This window comes from Candidatus Cloacimonadota bacterium, assembly GCA_016932035.1.
Taxonomy (GTDB): domain Bacteria; phylum Cloacimonadota; class Cloacimonadia; order JGIOTU-2; family JGIOTU-2; genus Celaenobacter.
Genome location: JAFGDR010000025.1, coordinates 43,272 through 59,781 on the forward strand (window position 1 = coordinate 43,272; position 16,510 = coordinate 59,781).

General features: G+C 38.5%; 15 protein-coding genes. 11 read left to right on the forward strand and 4 right to left on the reverse strand.

Annotated features, from left to right (window positions below):
- The first annotated feature begins 225 nt into the window (after nucleotides 1-225).
- From JW794_04065 to JW794_04090, 6 genes are all read left to right on the forward strand, one after another.
- Nucleotides 226-1,683 carry a transporter substrate-binding domain-containing protein gene (locus JW794_04065; GenBank protein MBN2017291.1) on the forward strand — a complete coding sequence of 486 codons (1,458 nt, stop codon included), beginning with the start codon at nucleotides 226-228 and terminating at the stop codon, nucleotides 1,681-1,683.
- Between the two features lie 115 nt (nucleotides 1,684-1,798).
- A complete protein-coding gene (locus tag JW794_04070) occupies nucleotides 1,799-2,398 on the forward strand; it encodes a TetR/AcrR family transcriptional regulator (protein MBN2017292.1) in 600 nt (199 codons plus the stop codon).
- 17 nt (nucleotides 2,399-2,415) lie between these two features.
- Nucleotides 2,416-3,630 carry an aspartyl protease family protein gene (locus JW794_04075; protein MBN2017293.1) on the forward strand — a complete coding sequence of 405 codons (1,215 nt, stop codon included), beginning with the start codon at nucleotides 2,416-2,418 and terminating at the stop codon, nucleotides 3,628-3,630.
- Between the two features lie 148 nt (nucleotides 3,631-3,778).
- A complete protein-coding gene (locus JW794_04080) occupies nucleotides 3,779-4,483 on the forward strand; it encodes a DUF4332 domain-containing protein (protein MBN2017294.1) in 705 nt (234 codons plus the stop codon).
- Between the two features lie 37 nt (nucleotides 4,484-4,520).
- Nucleotides 4,521-5,063 carry an isoprenylcysteine carboxylmethyltransferase family protein gene (locus tag JW794_04085; GenBank protein MBN2017295.1) on the forward strand — a complete coding sequence of 181 codons (543 nt, stop codon included), beginning with the start codon at nucleotides 4,521-4,523 and terminating at the stop codon, nucleotides 5,061-5,063.
- Nucleotides 5,056-5,310: a hypothetical protein gene (locus JW794_04090; GenBank protein ID MBN2017296.1), complete on the forward strand. Its 255-nt coding sequence runs from the start codon at nucleotides 5,056-5,058 to the stop codon at nucleotides 5,308-5,310. Before JW794_04085 ends, JW794_04090 begins: the two co-directional genes overlap by 8 nt.
- 32 nt (nucleotides 5,311-5,342) lie before the next feature.
- Here JW794_04090 and JW794_04095 read toward each other — a convergent pair whose 3' ends face one another.
- The 4 genes from JW794_04095 to JW794_04110 all read right to left on the reverse strand — a co-directional run bounded on the left by JW794_04095 (nucleotide 5,343) and on the right by JW794_04110 (nucleotide 13,462).
- A complete protein-coding gene (locus JW794_04095) occupies nucleotides 5,343-5,573 on the reverse strand; it encodes a DUF2007 domain-containing protein (GenBank protein MBN2017297.1) in 231 nt (76 codons plus the stop codon).
- Nucleotides 5,557-6,699 (reverse strand): KamA family radical SAM protein, encoded by a 1,143-nt coding sequence (locus JW794_04100; protein ID MBN2017298.1) that lies wholly within the window; start codon nucleotides 6,697-6,699, stop codon nucleotides 5,557-5,559. The genes JW794_04095 and JW794_04100 overlap by 17 nt, the downstream gene beginning before the upstream one ends.
- Nucleotides 6,700-6,989: 290 nt before the next feature.
- Complete coding sequence (locus JW794_04105) at nucleotides 6,990-7,961, reverse strand: hypothetical protein (GenBank protein ID MBN2017299.1); 972 nt, start codon at nucleotides 7,959-7,961, stop codon at nucleotides 6,990-6,992.
- A complete protein-coding gene (locus JW794_04110; protein ID MBN2017300.1) occupies nucleotides 7,961-13,462 on the reverse strand; it encodes a protein kinase in 5,502 nt (1,833 codons plus the stop codon). Before JW794_04110 ends, JW794_04105 begins: the two co-directional genes overlap by 1 nt.
- 190 nt (nucleotides 13,463-13,652) lie before the next feature.
- On the opposite strand from JW794_04110, the gene JW794_04115 reads away from it, so the two are divergent.
- From JW794_04115 to JW794_04135, 5 genes are read left to right on the forward strand one after another with little or no spacing between them, the layout of a single operon-like run.
- Nucleotides 13,653-14,585: a PorV/PorQ family protein gene (locus JW794_04115; protein ID MBN2017301.1), complete on the forward strand. Its 933-nt coding sequence runs from the start codon at nucleotides 13,653-13,655 to the stop codon at nucleotides 14,583-14,585.
- Nucleotides 14,586-14,591: 6 nt separating this feature from the next.
- Nucleotides 14,592-15,035 (forward strand): SoxR reducing system RseC family protein, encoded by a 444-nt coding sequence (locus JW794_04120; protein ID MBN2017302.1) that lies wholly within the window; start codon nucleotides 14,592-14,594, stop codon nucleotides 15,033-15,035.
- A gap of 39 nt (nucleotides 15,036-15,074) precedes the next feature.
- A complete protein-coding gene (folB, locus tag JW794_04125; GenBank protein MBN2017303.1) occupies nucleotides 15,075-15,434 on the forward strand; it encodes a dihydroneopterin aldolase in 360 nt (119 codons plus the stop codon).
- A gap of 32 nt (nucleotides 15,435-15,466) precedes the next feature.
- Nucleotides 15,467-15,907 (forward strand): 2-amino-4-hydroxy-6-hydroxymethyldihydropteridine diphosphokinase, encoded by a 441-nt coding sequence (gene folK, locus JW794_04130; protein ID MBN2017304.1) that lies wholly within the window; start codon nucleotides 15,467-15,469, stop codon nucleotides 15,905-15,907.
- Nucleotides 15,888-16,505, forward strand: coding sequence for a deoxynucleoside kinase (locus JW794_04135; GenBank protein ID MBN2017305.1), 618 nt, complete (start codon nucleotides 15,888-15,890; stop codon nucleotides 16,503-16,505). Before folK ends, JW794_04135 begins: the two co-directional genes overlap by 20 nt.
- Nucleotides 16,506-16,510: the final 5 nt, after the last annotated feature.

Sequence of the window (16,510 nt, forward strand, 5' to 3'; positions counted from 1 at the left end):
TATAGTTAAAATATTAAAAATTAATTTGTGAAAATTTTCTTTGTATCAAGGGAGTGTCAAATTTTATTGTTTTTTGATGTAACCTTCTTCTATGGAAAATATTATTGACTGTCTATGACATTTACATAAACAGCAAAGAGGATCTTACCTCTGTTTTTAGAAAATTATGGACAAGAAATCTTATATATCATGAATCTTAAACATCATATCAAAAATGGAGAAAACATGAAAAAATTTACAATTTTATGTGTGATACTCTTATTCATTGGAACGCTGGTCACAAAACTAAATGCAGATGTTTCAAAGGAGATGGATAAACTAAAGATCTATACTGAGGAGTTCGTTCCACTTAATTTTATGCAGGATGGAGAGATAACAGGTCAATCAACAGAAGTTGTCAAAGCGCTTCTCGACAGATTGGGAATCGATAAGAATATCACCTTACTGCAATGGTCTGATGCCTATCAGAAGCTTATGAATGAAGCCAATATTGCACTCTATTCCACATGCCTTACTGCAGAACGAAAGGATTTGTTCAAATGGGTAGGACCAATCAGTTCTGTGGAAATCTATTTCTATACCTCGAAAGATCACATGGTTGATATCACAACTCTCGAGGAAGCAAAAAAAATAAAGAAGATCGGGGTGTTGAAAGATTATGCGATTACAAGTATTCTCAAGGAAAAAGGTTTTAAAAACCTGGTAGAATTCAGGACAGCAAAAGATGTCATCACAAAACTCATAAGCGGTGAAGTCGATCTTTTCCCATGCTCAAACCTTGTTTTGAACAGCCAATTAAACAAACTCAATATTCAAAGCGATAAAATCAAAAAAGCACTTTTCATTACCTCCGAACTCGAATACATCGCTTTCTCGAAATCAACATCTGATGCACTCATTCAAACATGGCAAAAAGAACTCGATGCAATGAAGAATGATGGTTATTTCGATGAGATATTCAAGAAATGGTTGCCTGATGAAATTCCTCCGGGGATCATGCAGATATATACTGAGGATTATCCTCCTCTCAGTTTTGAGAAAGACGGTGTTATTACTGGTTTTGGAACCGATGTTGTTCGTGAGATCATATCACGACTCGATATTCCGGACAACATCCGAATCTCATCATGGGAAAACGGGTATCACTTATGCCTTGTTAACCCCAATGTAGTACTCTATACAATGAAGCGAACTAAATTACGAGAGGATCTTTTCAACTGGATAGGACCAATTGGCTCAAACAGAACAATGTTCTATGCAAAGAAAGGTTCGAACATCAAGATTGGTAGTATTGATGATGCTAAAAAAATCGGGAAGATCGCTACGTGTTCCGCCTGGTTCTCAGAACAGGATTTGAAGGATAAGGGATTTACCAACCTGGTGAGTTCACCCGATCCTAAAGAAAATGTTCGTCAGCTCGTTGAGGGAGAGGTTGATCTTTCGATCTTCACCGATATTACGATTCCTGATATTGCTCAACAAGCTGGATACTCTATCAATGACCTCGTACCTGTATTTACGGTTAGCTCGGGAGAATTTTATATCGCCCTTTCGAAAGGGACACCTAAATACGTAGTCGATGAATGGCAGCAGGTTTTTTTGGAGATGTATGATGACGGAACATTAGAAGAAATGTATAAAAAATGGTTACCAAAAAGTAAATTACCTGAAATCAATAAATAGATTTATTCTAACGATATATTCGATAAGGGATGCACGTTTGTGTGTCCCTTTTTTAATATTTAATTTGACAAACTTTTTCAAATACAAAAATACTTACCGGTAAGTAAGGAGTATCATGAAAACAAAAGACTTAATTGTGCAAACCGCACTCAAGCTCTTCCTCTCAAAGGGTTTCAACGAAACGTCTATGAATGAGATAGCGGTGGAAGTCGGCATCTCAAAGCCTGCCATTTACCATCATTTTAAAAATAAAGACGAACTCGTGCAAGCGATCTTCGATCATTTCACCGCAAAAATGGCGAATTGGACTCAAGCATCTTACAGTGGTCTATCGGACAAAGATAAAATTCATAAAATGTTTTCTTCAACGCCAACTTTTATGCACATCGAAGAGGTGCTCCTTGATTCTATTGATACTGACTTGCCATACAGTTACAACATGTTCATGCTGCTGATGAGCCGCATGAAATCCGAATATAAAATACGAATTTCAGAAGACTTACTTCTCACGCATCAAAAATTGACTGAATCTTTTACACGTCTTCAGCAAGAGCAGAATATTCGCAATGACATCGACCCTGAAACACTATCACGTATGATGCATTCGATTCTTGAAGGACTTTCATTTTTGGGAGAACTGACCGAGTGTGCAGATGTCGAAACAGAAAGTGAAAGCTTGTATCAGGCTTTCTGGAAAATGATACAAAAGGAATAACATTAAAAGGAGCGATCATGTTTAATCGAATGAAAATTTTTCCAATTTTACTTTTAGGATTTTTACTCATCTTTGGAACACTTTATGCTCAAACAGAATTTATTGAACAACTGAGAGGAGGTGTTCCCGGACCGATAACAAAAGTTGTGTGTCCATTCAATCTAACCCGTTCGCATGTCATTGAAGTACCGGTGACAATCAATGATTGTGATCAGGAGTTTACCTTTGTTTTTGATACTGCCGGTAACACAATGATAGGTTGGGACCTGGCAGAACAACTCAGACTTGAGATCGACTCGATGGCGACACCCATGCAGACAATGTATTTAAGTAAAATTGATGAGATTATTGCAGGAGGTCTTACCGTAGAAGATTTTACGTTGTCAGTTATGGATTTCAAAAAAACATTCGAAATTGGAAATGATGAGCTTGAAGGAATGATCGGACCGGATTTCATACGATTTTATCGAACCACCATCAATTACCAGACCAATCAACTTCTTTTCGAGAACAACGATGTACAGCTTACTGCAAAAACACCTGATCAGCACCTTCTTGATATGGAGATCATGATGCCATATCACCCGAGCATCCAAATGCAGATTGCGGATTTTTTCCCAATAATGGGAAGGATCGATACAGGACTTCATTATGGGATTGTCTTGCCGATAATATATATTGAGAATCTTCCTGAAGAAGAGCAGGGAAAACTTGTGTCATGCAAAGGATATTTTGCACGCTGGCCCCTTGTCGATTCACATGAGAATTACCTTTATAAATGTCCCGAAATCACCGTTGGAGATATGGTCTTTAAAGATGTGGGCATAATCTTCGCAAATTTTCCCTTCAATAATTCTGCACTTATCGGAAAAGATTTCCTTGAGCAATTCGTGACCACACTGGATTTTCCAAACAGGAAGGTACTTCTTTCAAAAGTTGAAGGCTCATCAAAAGATGTTCTTTATTCGACCGGGATCAATGTGCGTAAATTGGATGACGGAACATTTAAAATTGTCGGCATCTGGGAAGGTTCACCTGCTGATGCTGCAGGAGTAGAGCTGGATGATATTATCACTGAGGTGAATGGAAACCCAGCGAATGATGTTGATACAGGAGAATTTTATCTTATGAGATTTGATACTAATGTTAAAGACTTGAAACTGAAAATCCATAAAGCTGGAAGTGAGGATGTTCGGGAAATCGTGTTAAAAAAGGAATATTTGGGTGAATAGATTATAAGGTTTGAAGGTTTTGTAATAAGTAAAACAAATGCAGGGGCTGATCGTGCTCAGCCCCTTTATAAACCATATCAATAAAAAATTGACATGCCTGATACCAAATTATCATTTACATTAAGAAATTATAGAAAAGGGGAAAAACATGGATGAAAAAGCATTTGCCGCATTTTTGAAAAAGAAAGGGAAAAAAACCAATGTGATCGAAAGAAATATACGATTAGTGAAAACATTCTCAGCATACTTGAATAACGAATTCAATAAACAATTAGAAGATTGTGCAACATATGACATCACACAATACGTTGCAACACTCGAATCACAGAAGAAATCTCCCAAAGGACATCTTTATGTACTTATGAATTATTTCAAGTTCACTGGCAATAAGGAATTGTTAAAGTGCGCAGCAACTCTTCGTCAAAAACGAACTGAAAAATCAAGAAGTGTATTCCTGCTCAAAAATTTCATGCATGTGGACCAGGAATATGTGAAGGTATTAGCAAACGCAGGTATAAAGAATGTCGATGACATGCTGAAAGCAGGAAACACGAAAATAAAAAGAGAGATGCTATCTCAGAAACTCAATATTCCTGAGGATTCCATTCTCGAACTGGTTAAACTTTCAGATATAACTCGTCTTGGATATGTGAAAACCAAACTGACCCGTCTCTACTACAATGCCGGACTCGATTCACCGCAAAAGATCGCAGCATTCAAACCGGAAGAACTTCATACATTCTTTGTAAAATTCGTAAAAGAATCCGGATGGGATGGTATGGTACCGAATCTGAAAGACCTGGTTGGAAACATTGCCAGTGCCCGAAAATTGAAGAAGGTCGTCCAAGAATAGGGCGATAATTTGAGTGTAATAATAAGGCAATGATCGTATGACAGAAAAGTATAACCATTGGTCAAAAAGTAATATTATATGGAGTACGTTACTCACGATTCTGTGTCTTGCCTGCTTTCCATTTAATCTGCTTGTTATACTCGGGATCATCGAGCCTGGTCATAATAGTCTTGCCTATTGGATCGGATGGGTGGTCTGGCTTGTTGGCATGCTTCTGATCATATCACCAATGATATTGTTTCCAAAACGTGGCAAAGTTCCTAAAGGAAAAGCATTTGTGCATACAACCAATCTTGTTACAACAGGCATCTATCGTGTTGTCAGGCATCCGCAGTATCTTGGCGGTATTTTTGCAGTTTTTGTCACAACATTGCTCTTGTATCCGCATTGGGTGTTCGCAGTGCTTGGTGTCATCGGGACCGCTGTTGTCTATTTTGGCAGCAGGGAAGAAGATAAGCGTCTGCTCATAAAATTCGGTGACAATTACAAAATATATATGAAAAACGTACCTGGAATGAACATCTTGTTAGGTATATTTCGTCTTATAAAAAGGAATCGACAGGAGTATAAAAATGGATAGTCTGCTTTTAATTATGATCTTGGTCTTGTTTATTATCCTTGTGTTCATCTTTTACTACATGCTGTTCAGAAAGAAAAGCAAATGGGGAATAAATCCAAAACGGATGATCTGCCCGAATTGCAAGAAACCATTACCGATTATCAGGAAACCTAAAAATTTACGCCAAGCGATGTGGGGAGGGAGCACATGCCCCCACTGCGGTACAGAAGTTGATAAATGGGGAAAAGAGATACACAAATCCGCGTAGGGATCGAATCATTCAACCCGATTAATATTTTCCTACTTCTCGTTCGTGTTCACACTCTCCACAATTTTTCTTGCTTCATCTTCATCAGCTTTGTTGATAACCACTCCAACACCTTCAGTGAGTTGTAGTTGAGGCATCATGCCGTCGCAGTCATCTGAAATAATATAGCATTCGATGCCAGCTTGTTTGAGCAGTCCCTCCAGCAGTTCTGCTTCGATCTTATCATCAAAAACTTCGAGGATTATGTCATCTTCGTTTATCATTGGTACTCCATAATATATTTTTTGGATTATTCAGATCATCCAGCCATGTGGCAGCAGGATTAAGAGGGTGGGAAAAAATTCGTCCAGCATTTCGTTCATCTTTTGCCTGGTGGAATTTGAAGAACATCTCATCTTCCTTAATGCCGATGATCTCGATCTTGCCTTTTTTGTGGGACATAACAAATCGGAACCGTTTGCTGTGCCCGTCCAATTGTGCTTTTGCTTTTTCTACTATCGGATAGCCCTTTACAAGTGGTATCTGGAAATGTCGTTTCACGCGTTTGACCGGTCTGCACTGGAACAGGTAGTACGGATTGATGCCTGTTGCCACGAGCTTTCTCATGAGTGCTGCCAGTACATCAGGATCATCATTCACACCGCGCATGAAAACGGTTTGATTATTAATGATCACACCGGCTTTCAGTAATCTTTGCACGATCTCCCGGAGTTCAGGGGTGATCTCACGAGGATGGTCGATCTGTGTCACAAAATATATTTGTTTTTTATAATGAGTGTAACTTTCGAGCAGATCAAAAAGTGCATTATTTTCTAGAAGTCTTTTTGGGTAATACACCGGTACTTTTGTGCCGAAGCGGATAAATTCGAGATGGGGGATTGGGGAAAGCAGTTCAAGGAATCTTTTGATAACACGAGTTGTAAGCATAAGTGGATCACCCCCACTGATGAGTACATTGTTGATCTCATTGTGAGCTTGAATGTATTTCACGGCATGGTTGAAATTTTTGATGATCTCTGTGGAATCCAATCCTACAAGGCGTTTACGAAAACAAAACCTGCAATAGGAAGCACACCTGTTCGTAGAAAGGATCAGCGCTGTTTGCTTATATTTATGCTGCAAACCTGACAGTTTTGTGTGTTTGGACTCATCGCTTGTATCGTAAGAACCGGATATGTCCAACTCTGCTGCAGTTGGAACGACCATTTTTTTGAGCGGATCATCTTTTTTTGAGAAGTCGATTAAAGAGAGATAAAATTTCGAGATACGCATTGGATGGCGCAGCACTACCTTTCGGAGCTGGATTTCATCTTTCTGGGTGAGTGGCATATATTGTTTCAACTCACCCACAGATGTAATAAAATCTTTCTCTCTTTTCCAATAGGTCATAGGTTTGCTCGTGAAGTTATTGAAATAATTGAATTGACTTATCTGTAAGTGTGGCAATGGTTTAAGGGCTGTCAATATATTTTCTGGGAAGATAAAAGTGATAAATTTTAGAAATATTTGTTTTGTTGAAAAGTGCTATTTTGTGAAGTGTCGATCTTTATATCAAGCCAGAGAACATACGAAAAAATCCCTTCTATAGGGGGATTATTCCTCAGTTTTATTGCTAACTGAAATTATCTCATTTTACAATCAATACTCATTCATATTTGGGTAAGAGATCCAATCATGGACTATTTTAAAATCTCTTTTATATCGGGTAAGATGTTTTTTGCTTTCAGACCGGAAAATCGTTGAACAACATGTATGTGGTTTTTGGAGCGCTTACTCAAGTACCTTCGTTCATGGGAAGCTATGATACAGAATGTTGGAACCGATGTATATTGCATGCAGTGCACGATTGGTGCATTGGGGGATATAAGAAGACGAGTACTTTTGAGGATTTCAACGCTTTTGTAACAATCGTCGATGATGAGGAGTTCTGGTTTTTTCTTGAACTTTTTGTCGGAGAGTTTGCTATAGTAATCCCTATCGCTATCGATCAGGATGATCTCGATTGGAAAACTTTTTTGAAGGCCATTCACCAGTTCATATATGAGTTTTTTAGAAAATTGCGTATCAAATATTCCATTCGAAATATCGATGCATATCATTCCCATTTTTTGAGGGATTGTATTTTCATCAGTTATGAATTTAAATTTCTTAATATAGGATTCCCAATCTTCTAAGATGCCTGTAAGTTGCGTTGCGAATGAGAAATACTGATAATAACGAGACTGCAACTCATTTACACAGATGATGCAGTTTAAAACATGGATATCACGAAAATCGCTTGTACCGGCAATTACTGCATTGGGTATCTTGTTGGGAGCAGATCGAACATCCTTCGCAAGATTGCACGTGAGTAAAATGATAAGTTCAAAAGAACTGATGTCTTTGTTCATCATGAATTCCGTTAAGGTTGCAACTGAATAATCACACTCAGGATACAAGCGCTTTATATACTTTTGCCATTCTCTGTCAGGAAGGATAATAATCGGTTTTGCATAGTACTGGAGCAGGATTCCCAATCCCCAGAGAGAGGAGATGAATTCGACAAGGTCAGATGAACATACGATAACGGTTGATGTCGGCTGACTGATCTTCTGGCTGAAATTGTGAGCTGGTTTATTTTTTAAAGAATTTTTGGATGATAGGATTGACATTAACTGTCCTCCTTCTTTTTCCGTGGTTTAGATGCGAAAGGTAGGGATATGAAGAAGGTCGAACCCTCTCCCTTAACACTCCTGACCCACATCTTACCGCCATAATGCTCGACAATAGTCTTGGTTATCGGCAGCCCGAGACCTAATCCTGATGATTTGAATTCGATCACTCCGGAATGATGAGATTTCAGATCGGTTACTTCATAAAATTCCCTGAAAATATTATCCAGTTCATAAGATGGAATTCCGATCCCATTATCTTTCACATATATAATCAACGATTCTTTACTGTCTGCTTCTTCCTTACGGAATCTCGATTTTCGAGCACCGATCGTTATCTCACCATAATCATCGGTAAATTTGATCGCATTGAGCACCAGATTTTTGATCCCGTTTATCAATGTAATACGTTCACCCCTGATCGGTTTGAGTCCCTTTGCAAGTTTCAGGTTCAGTTTCTGCTTCCTCATCTCAGCAAGAATATGTGTCTCATCATAGACAATCTTCAGTAAATCATCCGGCTCGATCAACTCTTTATCGAACTGAATACTACGGGTTTCCAGTGCATTCATCTGGAGGATGTTATTGATCGCATGGAGAAGACGTTCGACATTTTTTTCCATAATTGATATTGTGTTCTGACGTACTTTATCAGGAGTGTTTGGATCTTTCAGAATGGAAATGTAACTTTTCAAGGTCTGGATCGGGGTATTAAATTCGTGGGATGATATATTGATAAATTGTGCGCGTTCCTGATCGATCTTCAAAAGTTCCTTGTTCGCATCGCTGAGTTTTTCATAATCCAGAGTATTTTTGATCGCAGTTTCTGCCATGAGGATAAATATCTCGAGAAGCTTTTCATTGAATCGTAGTACCTTGCTTGCACTGGTCAGATTGTCGAGGTAAAGGAATCCGTAAATATTATTATTCACATAGAGGGGTGCACAATAAACAGATCGGAGTTCGTGCCGTTTAATGCTGTCTGAATCTGCGAATCGTTTTTCATCCACAGCATCGAAAGTAGTAAGTGCAACTTGTGACTCATACACGTCTTTCAGCACGGTTTTGCTTATCTTAAGATTATCTTTATCGATTTTTTCACCGGTACTGAGAAGCGCAACATTAAAAACGAAATTATTATTCTCATCCAGGTTGATAAAGAATCCACGCTCGGCGCCGGACAGTTTTATGGCATTGAGTGTGATCTGGTTTTTTAACTCTTCCTGGTTCATGATCTGCAAAATATCTCTGCTGATGGAGATCAGGTTAGAAAGCTGTTCCCGCTGTTCGATCACTTCCTCATATTCGCCAATTTTTTTGAGGATAATGGTGAGGTAAAATCCAGAGAGTTTAATGATCAATTTCTCAGATTTGGTGAAAGGATATTCACCTCTGTCTGCAAGGATGGCAATCCCTTCCAATTCATTTTTTAAGGCAAGGGGAACCAGGCAGAAATGCTGATCTTTTACCGTATAATACTGGCATTGCAACTCGGTTCTCAGTTTATCAAAATAGCGCTGGTGGACACTTGAAATATCTGATCTTTTCAGATTTTTACTTATCCAGAAATCCCCCTCGGCTGTTTGGGCATTGTGAAGAAAGAAGCCGAATTTATCGATTCCAATTACTTCAAGAATATATTTTTTTAAGTAGAATCTGATCTGGTTTACACTTGTAAGATGCAGAAGATCAAAGAAGTAATGCTGCAGTTTTGATGGTGATATATTGGTGCGCTGGGAAACAACTTTTCGTAATTGTTGGGGAGATTGCAATGCATTGTAATGGAATTGATTCCTCATTCTGTTTACATCTGCTTCATCAAGACCCTTACAGATGACATCAAGTTTGCGATTGTATCTTCTCCTGTACTTGTATTCCAGGGCTTTCATATGAAGTGTCCTATAGATAAGTGTAATAAGAACAAGGGATTCACACTGCAAACTCCAGTCCTTCATTTTTTTTGCGATCACTTCAGCTTTGAGGAGTCTGCGGATAACAGTTCTGAGGTTCAATTCTGGTTTTCGTAATAATATTTTGCATTGAAGAATGCGTGTGTAATTATCCCATCGGAGGAATTCGTTTTTTGATGCAAGCGCATGTGCCTGTTCGCAATATATCTCCGCCTGTTTATTGTCCGATGCGATAAGACAGGTGTCTGCAATATTCAGGTAGGACATCATCAATGCATATTCATTTTGATTCTTTTTTGCAAGCGTGCCGGCTTTTTTAAAATTTGTTACAGCTTGTGCATATTTTTTGTCTGCTCTCGCTAGCCATCCCTCAAGTTGGAGCATAAACTCTTTTTCAAGTGATGTATCAATTTTTTCTGCTTTGATCTGCTCATATACAGCACGTAAACCATCATAGTTACCTGAGATAACGAGCCAGAAACAGTAATTTTTCAGATAGGAGTTGATGTTTCCAATTGTACCATGCTTGAAATAATTATCGTATTGACTATCGAGAAAAGCCAGGAATTTTGCCGGTTGGAGGATACGCAATTTCAGAAATGACGACCGGTTGTAAATCTTATTGATAAGTTTGGTGTATTTCAATTTTTTCGCAATGGTGAGAGCAGTTTCGAAATATCGTTCTGCATCCCTGAAATCTCCAAGCTTGAAGCTTGTCTGGGCAATGTTCAGGTTGACCTCCGCCATACCTGATGAGAAGTTGATGTGCTTAAAATACGAGAGTGCTTCTTGTGATTTTTCAAGTCCGTCCCTCAGCGAGCCCTGCTTCATGTTGAGAAAACCCCAGTGGGAGAGAACGTTTGCTATGTTCAGAATATCACCTTCACGTGTGCTGACCTCAAAAGCTTCCTGGTAATGTTGAACTGCTTTCTCGACTTTATTGAGGATGTTATAGGAATCTCCCAGGACTTTCAGAATTCGCCCGAGTCGTATTGGAGCTTCATGTGTTTTTGCAACTTTTTGGGCTTTTTTGAGTTCCTCAATTGCTTGCTCATACGCACCGATCGAGTAATAATAATCCCCGCTAAAGAGAAAGTAGTTTATTTCATGAAAAGGTGCCAACTTTTCATTCGAAAGATTTTTTACGATTGCATGAGCTTTGTCTTCCTCATGAGAGAAATTATAGAGCTCCAGGCGTGCAAGTTCAAGCGAAATTATATCATACGAAAAATTCGAATTCTCAAGTTCATCCAACATTTTTTCAGCTGCAGAAAATTCCCGGCATGCCATTTTAAGGCGTGCATTCATAAGCATGAGTTCGGGATCTTTTTTTATGTATGACAAATACTGCTGGCAGCAAATCTCCTTGATATCGCACTTTTTGAGGAGAATACTAAGAGGATAAAGAGCTTTCAGGTAATCGGTTATTGTCTTTTCACGAAGATGCTCTTTTAGTTTATTTAATTTAAACAATCCTTTGTAACATGATTTCCACGCTGCAATAATATTCTTTGATTCACTATATCTTTGTGTCTTGAGTAGGTGGTAATGGATCTCGGCTTCATGGTCTCCTGCTATTTCACAATGATGAATTATTCCATCAATGATGGCTGATTTTGTTACTTCCTTGGACTTGAAGTAGGTAATAACCTGCTTCGAGATTTTCTTTTTTTCTGATGTACTTATTCCCTTTGCAAGTTCGGCTTTTAGTACAGGATACACAAATTTATAATAACCGTCTTCAATGTAGTCATCATTTTTTACAAGGATATCCAGACTTTCGACATCCTGGATGAAAAAGAAAAGGTCTTTTGAATCTTTCATCTGAAGTGTGTACTGAATGACCTGTGTGGATAAAGGTACTTCGAGGACTGCAAGCTGAGAAAGTAATCCCTTGATCTTATCAGGTATTAATGTGATTTTTTCTTCAATGGCAGATAGGATTTTTTTTGGAAGTTCTACATTCATAATATCCATGTCAAAATGCCAGATATCGTCATCATCGAGAATGATTTTTTTCCCTATCAAATGACTTATTAATTCAAGAATGAAACGCTGGTTCCCGTTTGTGATCCTATAAACCTGATTGCAGAAGTGTTCAGGGCATTTTTGCCCGATTGTCTCCTGAATAAACGTAAAAGCTTCATCCCTCGAAAGGGGCTCGATATGTATCCTGTGAACATCCTCGATCGGATCGAGAATATATGGATTGTATGAACTGAGGATTATTGCAATAGGATAGTTGCCAAGGTCTTTTGAGATGTATTCGAGAAACTGGATCGTTGACGGTTCAACCTTATCTATGCTTGTAATGAAAAACACGATTGGTTTTGTTGCCGAGAAACAGAACATATAATCTCTCGCAAGATCGAAGTCACGCAAAAGCTCGGATTCATCTTCAATAATCTTGAGTGATTTTTCTTCTGATTTAAAAAGAAATTCGCAGAATTTGTTCGATGCGGATTGTTCGAAAAAGTGTTTTCCTTTTTCATCCTGTGAAAGGAATATTTCCTTGCATAACATAAAGAATGGATCACGATGTTCGTCGGTGCAGTTGTAATAGAACACATGGTAATCTTCAGACAGAATATACCATTTGATGTACTGCATGAGGCTGGTCTTGCCTACGCCTTTTTCACCCGTAACAAAGATGATCTCACCTTTTTTGTTCTTCACTTCATTGATCTGGTCACGAAGGGTGATCACATCCTGATCCCTGAAACGGAACTGCTTTGCTTCGATCTGTTTAACAAGTGGAGGTTCGATTGCTAGAGGATATTTTTTCTCCTGCATCTCGTTGATATTTTGTATGATTTCTTTGGTATCACTTACACGCAAAGCCGGATTGAATTCAATCAAATTAAAAATAAGGTCTTCGAGTTTTTTATCTACTGCTGGATTGATCTTGCTTGGAAATTGAGGAATGATATTCGGAATTTTCTTCTCGGACATGAGCTTGATCTCTTCCCTGGAAAACGGAAAAGTGCCGACTGAGAGATAGTACATGATAACACCCAATGCATAGAAATCGCTTTGCGCACTGAAATATGATCCTAGCAGAAGTTCCGGTGCAATATAGGGGAGACTGACAACCTCGCCTTCCGGGTAGGCGTCTGTTTGGGAAATGATTTTATTAAATCCGTAATCACATACTTTGACGTGAAAATCTTCCTCAACTTTCTTATAAAGAACGTTTTCGAGTTTCAGATCCTTGTGAACGATATTATGCTTGTGAAGATGGTTAAGAGCATAACATATCTGTGTAATGATATCAAAAAATTCTTGTTTGTTCCTCTTTGTAAGATGAAAATTCTGCAATCCTTTGCTTTCATAGAACTCGGAGAGCAAGTACAAGCTTTCCTGGTAGATGCCGTAGTCAAAAATCTTTATAAGATTTGGGTGTGATATTTTTGTGATCTCACGCATCACTTTGGGATCCATCTTTTCTCGAATGTCTTCAAGAGGTATCTTGTCAAAGATCTTGATTGCGAGAATGTTCTTTGTAGCGATATCTTCTACTCTATATACTGTGCCGAAGTTACCGGAACCGATCTTTTCTTTCAGTTCATAATGCAAAGCGATCAAACTCATGTAAACTCCTGGTTAAAATAAATATGCCGCAATTATCGTTTAATCTCGTAAAAATCATTTGTTGGTTCTCATAATAAACTGTCAATAATTTGGTTGGGATACTCATGATAAGGAGAAATCAGTTTGAAATAAATTTGACAAGTCAACCCCTTACCAGGAAATTTACGCCATGTTTAACAAAGGGAACTACATGAAAAAGTTTTTTTTATTAGTGATGAGTTTCACTATAACGACCGGTCTCTTTGCGATAAGTGAAGATGCCGGAACAACTGCGTTCAACTTTCTCAATATTCCGATGGGTGCTCGTGGTGCTGGTATGGGCAATTCATTTACCGCTGTTTCTGATGATGCACTTGCACCATTCTGGAATGCTGCCGGACTGCCAAATGTGAGAGCAAAACTTCTCCAGGTAACATATATCAACTATTTTGCCGGTTACAATGGAGGAGCTGCAAGCTATACCATGCCATTGAAAGAAGGTTCGACCATTGCCGTTTTCTCAAAATTCATGGGTGTTGGCGGTATTCCTAAGACAGGTATCGATGGGAACCAGAATCTTGTCGATCTCGGAACCTTCGGCTCATACGATGTCATGCTTGGGGTATCCTACGGGAAATACCTTTCTGAGATCATAAACTGGGGAGTCAACCTTAAAGTGATTTCAGAAACTATCGATGAATATTCCTCACAGGCAGTAGCAGCTGACGTATGTATCCTGCATCAGTCTCCGAATCCACGTTTGAAGATCGGTCTTGCTGCAAGAAATCTTGGCATGCAACTTTCAAAATTCGACCAGGAAAAGGAAAAGCTTCCGCTTACATTCTCATTAGGTTTGGCATATAAACTCAATACTGGTGTGCTTGCTTTGGATGTTCATAAACCTATGCATACGAATTTCTATGGTACCATCGGTCTTGAAACAACATTCCAGAATAAGTTCACTGTTCGAGCAGGATATCGTACGAATGCAAGTGACTGGAAGGTCGGCTCAGGCATAGATTTTCTGTCCGGAATTTCTGCTGGGGTTGGTTTCAGCTGGAAGGATTATCAATTTGATTACGCAGTAAATTCATACGGGGAACTCGGTTTCATTCATCAACTATCAGTGGGATATCATTTCTAATATTATATGAGCCTTGAAAACGACACACCTACTGATGTGGGTAAAGTTGTCGACATTCAGAAGGAAAATGCAATCATTGAATTTTCTCGTTCTGAAGCTTGTAATACGTGCAAACTAAAGGCATTCTGTTTTCATAAAGAGGGAGATGTAACGAAGCTGACAATAAAAAATGATCTTGGAGCAAAAATTGGCGATGACATTCAATTTGAGATAAATCCCCAAATGCGCATTTTGAGTTCCTTTCTTGTCTTTATATTACCTATCATTTTCCTGATCGGATCATATTTTCTGTTTAAAAGCGCATTCGGAATTTCCGAGAATCTCTCTATCCTTCTTTCTATAGTCTCGGTTGCAGTTGCATTTGTTGTGGTCAAACTGATCGATAATCAGATTAAGAAAAAAGCGTTGATCCAGCCCAAGATGGTGGCTATTATAAAATCTGTAAATTAGAAATAGAAATGTTTGAGTAACAAAATAATTGGACATATCATGAAAATAACATTACAAAATATGATCTTTTACGGCTATCATGGACTGCATGAAGCAGAACGTACATTAGGTCAGCGATTTGCGATCGATGTGACAGTTTCCAGTGATCCGAAACTTGATTCACAAGTAAAATCCCTCCATGATACAATTGATTATACCCAGATATTTGAAGTAGTTAAAGAACATGTGGAGAACTATAAATATCACCTTCTCGAAAAACTGGCAAATGAGATCATCGATGCCATACTTCAGAAGTTTTTACTCGTTCAGAAAGTATCACTAAAAGTAAGAAAAATTGCAGTACCGATCAATGGTACACTCGATTATGTCGAGCTTGAAATGCAGAGAGAAAGAAAATAATAGGAGCAGCCTTCGAAAATATTTTTATTAGTTTGGGTTCGAATCTCGGGAATAGGAAACAGTTTATCGACTCAGCTATTTCGGCGTTAAGAGATGAAAAGAGAATTTCAGTGAAACACATTTCTACTATCATAGAAACAGCTCCAATTGGAAAGAGCGATCAACCCGATTTCCTTAATTGCATTGTGCAATGTGATACAGACATGAATCCTGAAGAACTCATGAATACGCTGCTCAGTATCGAGCAAAAATTAGGAAGAGTTCGACGAGAAAAATGGGGACCGAGAACTATTGATCTTGATATACTTTTTTTTGATAAAAAAGTCATAGATACACATGAACTGAGAATTCCGCATCCCGAATTCATGAATCGACAATTTTTGAAGCATCTTATGAACGAACTAAAACCTCAATTCATACATCCTGAATTAAAAAAATCAATGAAAGAACTAAATGATAATGATAAAGAATAAGCACATCGCAGTCGAGGGAGTTATCGGTGTGGGGAAGACGACATTGGCAAAAATACTCGCAGAGGAACTGCAGGCACAGCTCATTCTCGAAGTAGTCGAGGAAAATCCATTTCTTGCTGAATTCTACGACGATATCGAAGGCAAGGCATTTCAGACACAGATGTTCTTCCTCCTGAGCAGGTATCGTCAAATGAAAAAGTACTTCCAGATCGATGCTTTCCAGACGAATATCGTGAGTGATTATATGTTCACGAAGGATAGTATTTTTGCTGATCTTACACTGGGTGACGCAGAACTCGCGATGTATAAAGCACTCTTTACCATACTCAATGATAAACTGGTCCAACCCGATCTGATAATCTATCTTTATGCTGACCTCGATCGAATAATAGATCGTATTCATTACCGAAATCGTTCATTCGAGCATAACATCCAGCCGGACTATCTTGCCAATCTCTCAATAGCGTATGAGAAGTATGTTTCCACCCATAAAGGATGCCCGATCCTCAAGGTTGATACCAATAATATCAATTTCTTGAAGTCCCCTAAACAATTTGACAATTTACTAGGTGACATAAAAAAACTGCTCCAAGATTGAGCAAT